Below are 7,445 nucleotides of genomic sequence, written 5' to 3' on the forward strand. Positions count from 1 at the left end.
TCAGTATAATCCTGAGTAAGACAAAATCCGCGCTGATTAAAACAATCCGTACAACTGTGAATCAATCTTAGAGATAATTTCTCCCAGATCTTCATCGCTTTCCGGAAATTTATTTTTATCGATATCTATAATCAGTAACGGACCTTCTTTATATTTCTCGATCCAGTTATTATAATATTCGTTCAGGCGTTTCAGATAGTCCAAACGGATATTTTCTTCGTACTCTCTTCCTCTTTTCTGAATCTGTGCTACCAGGGTAGGTACAGATGCCTGCAGATAAATCAACAGGTCTGGTGGTTTCACCATGCTTTTCAGCGTTTCAAAAAAGTTGAAATAGTTGTCGAAATCTCGTTTGGTCATCAGCCCCATTTCGTACAGGTTAGGCGCAAAAATGTGCGCATCTTCATAAATAGTACGATCCTGGATCACCGTTTCTTTTCCGTTCTGCACTTCCAGCAGTTGCTTCAGTCTGCCGTTCAGAAAATATACCTGCAGGTTAAAAGACCAGCGGGGCATATCTTCATAAAAATCATTCAAATATGGATTGTGCTCTACATCCTCATATTGCGGGTGCCACTTGTAATGTCTGCACAGCATTTCTGTGAGTGTAGTTTTGCCGGCGCCGATATTGCCGGCGATAGCTATATGCTTAATCTTATTCTGTTTTGCCATGCGATGATAGGTGTAATATTGAAAATAGCTACAGTTCGCGACTTTTTCAATAATAATTTATACCAATAAGTTTTTTCGCCTGTTGCAAAGTTTGTGCCGCATTCGCTCTTGCCTTCTCTGCACCGGCTTTCATAATTTTCTTTAAATAATCCGTATCCTGCTGTAATTCTTTTGCTCTTTCACGGATAGGAGAAATAAATTTCACCATATCTTCTCCCAGCTGTTTCTTCAAATCGCCAAAACGGATATTACCAGTCGTGTTCCATGCTTCTTCATAGAAAGACACCGCATCCGGCGTGGTGTTCACCAGTCGCAGCAGATCCAGCAGATTTCTTACTGATTCCGGCATAGGAGCGCCGGGCACACCAGAACCGCTGTCGGTTTTAGCTTTTTTAATTTTGGCGATGATCTTATCATCTTCATCTGCCAGGTACAAAGTAGCCATTTCATTTTCACTCTTACTCATCTTCCCTTCTCCATCCAGGCTTGGGATGCGCACCAGGCTATCGCCGTAGTTGAATGCCTGTGGTTCCGGGAACAAGTCACCATAACGGTGGTTAAAACGTTGCGCAAAGTTGCGGGCCATTTCCAGGTGTTGCCCCTGGTCTTTACCCACCGGCACTTTTACGGCACGTTGTATTAATATATCCACGCTCATGAGCACAGGGTAGGTCAACAACCCTGCATTCACATTCTGTGGCTGCAAACGCACTTTATCCTTAAATGTAGGCACCTTTTCGAGCTCCCCTACGTAGGCCAGCATATTCATCAGCAGATACAGTTCAGAAATTTCAGGAATATCGCTCTGTACGTACAGGGATACCTTTTCTGGATCCAGTCCGGACGCAATATTCTCGGCCAGTACCCGCATCACATTGCCCGGCAGATCTTTGGGATCCGGGTGGGTAGTCAGTGAATGCCAGTCTGCCACAAAAAAGTAGCAGTTAAAATCTTCCTGCATCCGGATATAATTACGGATTGCGCCAAAATAATTGCCTAAATGCAAATAACCGGTGGGGCGTATGCCGCTTACCACAATTTCTTTTTCAGTAGCCATAACAGGGCGCAATTTAATCAAAAAGCGGAAAGCTTAAAGCAGAAAGCAAAAAGCAATAGTAGCGGGCGACAGGAGCAAGCGATTAATAATCAACCAGCCTTCTATCTGCTGCCATGGCTTTTTGCTTTCTGCTTTTAGCTTTCCGCCTTTTTTCTGGCCGTTTATCCCTAATTTTGGGACACTATCATATTTACCATTTATATTTCATTATCTTTTGATTTAATTTGATTATGGAAGTGAACGACGCACTGGTGCAACAACTGGCAGATCTGGCCAGACTGGAATTTAACGACCAGGAAAAGGTGGAAATACGCGGGGAACTGCAACGTATGATCACCTTCGTGGAGAAGCTCAATGAACTGGATACCACCAACGTAAAACCATTACTTCATCTTACAGATGATTATAATGTTTTTCGGGAAGACAGGGTTATTCCAGGTATTACACGTGAAGAGGCCCTGCAGAACGCGCCATCCGCCACTGAGGAATACTTTAAAGTGCCGAAAATTATAAAGAAATAACCCACATGCAAAAGTCCGTCATCCACCTGGAAGATATCAGGAAAAGTTATTTTCTCGGAAAAAATGAACTGCCGGTACTCAAAGGTGTAACATTAGACATTTTTAAAAATGAATATGTAGCACTGATGGGCCCCTCCGGTTCCGGTAAATCTACCCTGATGAATATCCTGGGATGCCTGGATACCCCCACCAATGGTAAATATATCCTCAGCGGACATGATGTGAGTAAAATGGAAGACAATGACCTCGCCACCGTACGTGGCAAGGAAATAGGCTTCGTTTTCCAACAGTTTAACCTGATGCCACGACTCACCGCCCTGGAAAATGTGGCCATCCCACTGATCTATGCCGGTGTGAATAAAAAAGAAAGAACAGAAAGGGCCATTGCCATGCTGGAAAAAGTAGGACTGGGCGAACGCTATAAACACAAGCCCAACGAACTTTCTGGTGGACAATGCCAGCGCGTGGCCATCGCCCGCGCCCTGGTAAATAATCCCTCCCTGATCCTGGCAGATGAACCCACCGGTAACCTCGACTCTAAAACATCGGTGGAAATCATGGAAATCTTTGGCACCATCCATGCCTCTGGAAATACCGTGGTACTGGTAACGCACGAAGAAGACATTGCCGATCATGCCAGGCGCGTAATCCGCTTACGCGATGGAGTGATTGAATCCGATAGGGTGAATGAAAAAGTAATAGCACACTAGAAGAATTTCAAATTACGAATTACGAATTACGGAGTTGTGAGTAGATAACAGCGGATGACCTTCGCGAAATATCTACCCACAACTCCGTAATTCGTAATTCGTAATTCGTAATTTGCATTAAATAACACCCATGTCATTTAAGATATACACTAAAACAGGCGACAAAGGGAAAACATCCCTCATCGGCGGGACCAAAGTACCCAAGAGCGATGTGCGCATTGATGCCTATGGCACTGTTGATGAACTCAATTCTTATATAGGGCTCGTGAATGACTATATCGCTGATCCCGACACCAAACAGTTGCTCCGCGAAGTACAGGACCGCCTTTTCACCATTGGCGCCGCCCTGGCCTGCGATCCCGACAAAGAAACCAAATTAAAAATACCAGACCTGCACGAAGAAGATATTACACTGCTGGAAAAAAGCATCGACCAGATGAATGAGGAACTTCCCGTGATGAAATCATTCATTTTACCCGGTGGCCATGTAGCCGTATCTACCTGCCATATTGCGCGCTGCGTGTGCCGCCGTACGGAAAGGCTTTGCGTAGGTATGCAGGAACACGATATGTTCATTGAACCACTGGTACTGAAATATATTAACCGCCTCAGCGACTACCTTTTTGTATTGGCCCGCTGGGTAGGACATAAGCTGGGTGTGGATGAAATTCCATGGAAACCCCGGGTATAGAAAATTTCTTAAATTCGCTTCATGTTTACAGGAATCATAGAAACACTAGCAGAAGTAGTATCTACCAGGAAAGACGGTGGTAACCTGGTAATAACGATACAAACACCACTCGCCGGCGAATTAAAAATAGACCAGAGCGTCGCACATAATGGCGTATGTCTTACCGTAACCAATATACAGGGAGATACCTACGAAACTGTTGCTGTAGCGGAAACATTGCAAAAAACCAATCTCGGTCAGCTCACTCCTACCCAGTTTGTGAACCTGGAAAGAGCCATGGTATTCAACGGTCGCATTGATGGTCACCTGGTGCAGGGTCACGTAGACAGTGTAGGAGAATGTATTTCCTGCCAGGAACAGGATGGTAGCTGGTTATACCGTTTCCGTTTTCCAAAGGAATTTGCTGCCCTCATTGTGGAAAAAGGAAGCATCTGCATGAACGGCATTAGCCTGACTGTATTTGATGTTACCCATGATGAGTTTTCAGTAGCCATCATTCCATACACTTACGAACATACGAACGTATCTAAAATAAAACCCGGCGCACTGATCAACCTGGAATTTGATATTCTCGGTAAATATGTAGCCAGACAATTAGCGGTAAGAAGCTAATCATTAGCCATCCTCACCATTATTTACCAAAGCTAACAGCTGAATGCTAAGATACTTTCTCTGCTGCGCCGTACTTTTCGTTGGTCTGTTGGCAAATGCCCAACAGGCCAGCGTGGTAAGGATCACCGGCAGTTACGATCCTGCTGCAGTGACGGAACTCTATAACAGCGCTCCTATTGGTATACAGCTACTCTTCAGCGATAGCTCTTCCCAGTCTACCACCGGCTACGCGAAAGGCAATTACCGGTGGAATAAATTAAATATCAGCAGCAGTAATGGCAGCATCCGAAACGGCATACTATATTTCGACAGGCAGCAACTGGTCAACGATCATTATCGTATCACCCTCACCGTTACCTCCGGCAATAGTGCACCACTGCAAACCACGCTCAGCTTTCCGTATATTACCGGCATCCGCTTCAATCACTACGCCGACAGCGTTAAACGTGATATCCGGTTTTATCTGAATGTAGAAGGAAAGTTCAATAGCGGAAAAATATTTCCTTTAGATACCACCACCATCAGATTTGCGACCTCCACAGGAAAAATAATAGGACAGGATTTATTGCTGGAGAAAAATGATTCTTCAAAAACAGTGATGGTAGAAGCCTGGTATAAACCAAACGATCGCCTGTACCTGCGATCAGTAATCCCCGTAAAACAAGCGCCGGACAATGATTCCCTGTTGATGAAAACTTCTCCCGAAGGGAACAAAAAGAAAAAAAGACAATAACTATATCAGCATCCGTGATTTCAACTCCAGGTATTTATTCACCACATTCAGGGTAAGTTGTTCCGGAGGGCTCAACAACGACATGATACCATATTTCGCCAGCTCCTTTACAATCAGTTTTTTATCGTAGGCAAATTTTTGCGCAATAGTTTGTTTGTAAATGCCCTCTATATCATGGGCAGGTTGCTCTGTTATTTTCTTTAACTCAGTATTCTCAAAAAATACGACCAGCACCAGGTGATAACGTGCCAGCCGGCGAAGAAAAGGAAGCTGCCGTTGCAGGCTGGACATCGACTCAAAGTTGGTATATACCATCAACAGGGAACGGGTAGATACACTGCTACGCAACTGTACACTCAATGCTTCATAGTCACTTTCCTGCCAGTGTGTTTCCTGTGCATAAAGCATTTCCAGGATCTTATTCACCTGTACTTTTTTATTGCTGGCTGGCAGCACTTCTACTTTGTTTTCTGTAAACGCTACCAATCCTGCTTTATCGCCTTTATTAACGGCTACATTACTAAATACCAGCGAGGCATTGATCGCATAATCCAGCAGCGATAATCCATTAAAGGGCATCTTCATGGTACGCCCTTTATCTATAACAGAATACACCTGCTGGGATCTTTCTTCCACATAATTATTCACCATCAGGTTGCCCGTACGGGCAGATGCCTTCCAGTTTAACATCCTCACATCATCGCCCTTGGCATAGGGCTTAATGTGATCAAACTCCATGCTATGCCCGATGATACGACGTTTATGCACACCTATTTCATTCAGCCGGTTCATATAGGAATACAATTCAAAATGCCGCAACTGATGAAAGCTGGGATACACACTTACTTCCTGCTCGTTATTAAACACAAACCGGCGGCTGATAATACCCAATATACTTCTAACAAATACATTAGTATATCCAAAGTGATACACGCCTCTTTCCAGCGGACGCAATACATACCGGAAAACATGTACCCCATTGCCTCCTACTTTTGCACTTAAAGAAAAATCGCGTTCCTGAAATTGAAAAGGCAATTCTTCAATCACATTCACCACAACAGGAAAAGGATACCGGTTATGAAAATCAAGCAATACTTCATTATCATCGCCGTTACTGAAACGGTTGCTGGTTTTACGTTCCATGGATACGATACCAGCAGGACGCAGCAACAGTAACACCATATCCAACAGCATTATTCCTATCAGCACAATAAAAGCTATGATCGCCACATTGTAAATGCGTGGAATAAAAAATGCGATGATAAACAACAGTACATTTATTCCCAACAGGAGGTAAAGCCGGTTGGTAAAAAAAAGTATCTGGTATAAATTATTCTTTACAGTTGCTGACATATTTTTCTGGCTTATCTCGGTACTTCCACCATCTTAATAATCTGTGCAATTACATCATCTGTTTTAATACCTTCCATTTCCTTTTCAGGCGTAAGAATAATACGATGACGTAATACATGTGGAATCATTTCCACCACATCGTCCGGAATGACAAAGTCCCTGTTTTTCATAGCAGCGGAAGCTTTTGCACAGTTCATAACGGCAATGGATGCACGTGGTGAAGCACCCAGATACAATGATGAATTCATACGTGTTTCATTGATAATAGCAGCGATGTAGTGAAACAGTTTATCATCCACCACTACCCGTCTTACCTGGTTTTGATACTCAATGATCTGGGTAGTAGTTACCACTTTACTGATCATTTTTGTGAGATCAGTTTCTCCGCTGAAATGGTGAATACTGCGCAGCACTGCTACTTCCTCCTGCAGATCGGGATACTTTACTTCTATCTTAAAAAGAAAGCGGTCCAGCTGCGCTTCCGGCAGGCGGTAAGTACCTTCCTGTTCAATGGGGTTCTGTGTGGCAATCACCATAAAAGGGCGATCCAATGACCAGGTAGTACCATCATTGGTGATCTGCCTTTCTTCCATTACTTCAAACAGGGCAGATTGTGTTTTAGCCGGCGCGCGGTTTATTTCATCAATCAATACCAGGTTGCTGAAAATGGGGCCTTTTTTATATTCAAACTCTCTTGTCTGAGGATTAAATACGGAGGTACCCAACACATCGGCCGGCATCAGGTCGGGCGTAAACTGGATACGGCTGAAATCTGCATCCACACACTGCGCCAGCAATTTCGCGGTTAATGTTTTAGCCACACCTGGAACACCTTCTATCAGCACATGCCCCTGCGTCAGCAAACCTGCAATCAGCAAATCCACCATCTGATGCTGCCCCACAATTACCTTGGCTATTTGCTCCCTGATAGCTTCCACACCTTCATGCAAAGCAGAAAAATCAGTCCTGGGTTGAAATGTATTGGTGTCCATTATTTATTTCGTGTTTAAATAAAATAGTTGAATGCGTTTGTAAAATTCCTTCAGATAGTCATCGCTTATATTTCCTTCCAGCTGTATGTGATGCATCATCTGCA

9 protein-coding genes are annotated in these 7,445 nt (G+C 43.8%); 5 read left to right on the forward strand and 4 right to left on the reverse strand.

Features of this window, described 5'->3' with window-relative positions; all coding sequences use genetic code 11:
- Positions 1-36: 36 nt before the first annotated feature.
- Together VIP81_RS29505 and trpS are read right to left on the reverse strand one after the other, a co-directional pair.
- Positions 37-672: a deoxynucleoside kinase gene (locus VIP81_RS29505; protein WP_133808723.1), complete on the reverse strand. Its 636-nt coding sequence runs from the start codon at positions 670-672 to the stop codon at positions 37-39.
- A 46-nt stretch (positions 673-718) separates the two neighbouring features.
- Positions 719-1,729: a tryptophan--tRNA ligase gene (gene trpS, locus VIP81_RS29510; protein ID WP_331970249.1), complete on the reverse strand. Its 1,011-nt coding sequence runs from the start codon at positions 1,727-1,729 to the stop codon at positions 719-721.
- 230 nt (positions 1,730-1,959) lie between these two features.
- Between trpS and gatC the strand changes: the two genes are divergently transcribed.
- From gatC to VIP81_RS29535, 5 genes are all read left to right on the forward strand, one after another.
- On the forward strand, positions 1,960-2,250 hold the full coding sequence (gatC, locus tag VIP81_RS29515) for an Asp-tRNA(Asn)/Glu-tRNA(Gln) amidotransferase subunit GatC (RefSeq protein ID WP_133808721.1): 291 nt from the start codon (positions 1,960-1,962) through the stop codon (positions 2,248-2,250).
- Between the two features lie 5 nt (positions 2,251-2,255).
- Positions 2,256-2,960, forward strand: coding sequence for an ABC transporter ATP-binding protein (locus VIP81_RS29520; protein ID WP_331970255.1), 705 nt, complete (start codon positions 2,256-2,258; stop codon positions 2,958-2,960).
- A gap of 130 nt (positions 2,961-3,090) precedes the next feature.
- Positions 3,091-3,651: a cob(I)yrinic acid a,c-diamide adenosyltransferase gene (locus tag VIP81_RS29525; protein WP_331970258.1), complete on the forward strand. Its 561-nt coding sequence runs from the start codon at positions 3,091-3,093 to the stop codon at positions 3,649-3,651.
- Between the two features lie 21 nt (positions 3,652-3,672).
- Positions 3,673-4,263, forward strand: coding sequence for a riboflavin synthase (locus VIP81_RS29530; RefSeq protein ID WP_331970261.1), 591 nt, complete (start codon positions 3,673-3,675; stop codon positions 4,261-4,263).
- 43 nt (positions 4,264-4,306) lie between these two features.
- Entirely contained in the window at positions 4,307-4,996 is a 690-nt protein-coding gene (locus VIP81_RS29535; protein ID WP_331970264.1) for a hypothetical protein, read from the forward strand.
- On the opposite strand, the gene VIP81_RS29540 is transcribed toward VIP81_RS29535, so the two are convergent.
- The gene (locus VIP81_RS29540; RefSeq protein WP_331970267.1) at positions 4,997-6,349 is read right to left on the reverse strand and encodes a DUF58 domain-containing protein; all 1,353 of its coding nucleotides are present in this window, start codon (positions 6,347-6,349) and stop codon (positions 4,997-4,999) included.
- Positions 6,350-6,360: 11 nt separating this feature from the next.
- Positions 6,361-7,341 carry a MoxR family ATPase gene (locus tag VIP81_RS29545; protein WP_331970270.1) on the reverse strand — a complete coding sequence of 327 codons (981 nt, stop codon included), beginning with the start codon at positions 7,339-7,341 and terminating at the stop codon, positions 6,361-6,363.
- Positions 7,342-7,445 lie beyond the last annotated feature (104 nt).

It is taken from the genome of Chitinophaga sp., from assembly GCF_036566945.1.
Taxonomy (GTDB): Bacteria; Bacteroidota; Bacteroidia; order Chitinophagales; family Chitinophagaceae; genus Chitinophaga.

Bases quoted from the DNA above. Each gene is read 5' to 3' on its own strand.
- VIP81_RS29505 (WP_133808723.1), bottom strand. From the start codon at position 672: ATGGCAAAACAGAATAAGATTAAGCATATAGCTATCGCCGGCAATATC.
- trpS (WP_331970249.1), bottom strand. From the start codon at position 1,729: ATGGCTACTGAAAAAGAAATTGTGGTAAGCGGCATACGCCCCACCGGT.
- gatC (WP_133808721.1), top strand. From the start codon at position 1,960: ATGGAAGTGAACGACGCACTGGTGCAACAACTGGCAGATCTGGCCAGA.
- VIP81_RS29520 (WP_331970255.1), top strand. From the start codon at position 2,256: ATGCAAAAGTCCGTCATCCACCTGGAAGATATCAGGAAAAGTTATTTT.
- VIP81_RS29525 (WP_331970258.1), top strand. From the start codon at position 3,091: ATGTCATTTAAGATATACACTAAAACAGGCGACAAAGGGAAAACATCC.
- VIP81_RS29530 (WP_331970261.1), top strand. From the start codon at position 3,673: ATGTTTACAGGAATCATAGAAACACTAGCAGAAGTAGTATCTACCAGG.
- VIP81_RS29535 (WP_331970264.1), top strand. From the start codon at position 4,307: ATGCTAAGATACTTTCTCTGCTGCGCCGTACTTTTCGTTGGTCTGTTG.
- VIP81_RS29540 (WP_331970267.1), bottom strand. From the start codon at position 6,349: ATGTCAGCAACTGTAAAGAATAATTTATACCAGATACTTTTTTTTACC.
- VIP81_RS29545 (WP_331970270.1), bottom strand. From the start codon at position 7,341: ATGGACACCAATACATTTCAACCCAGGACTGATTTTTCTGCTTTGCAT.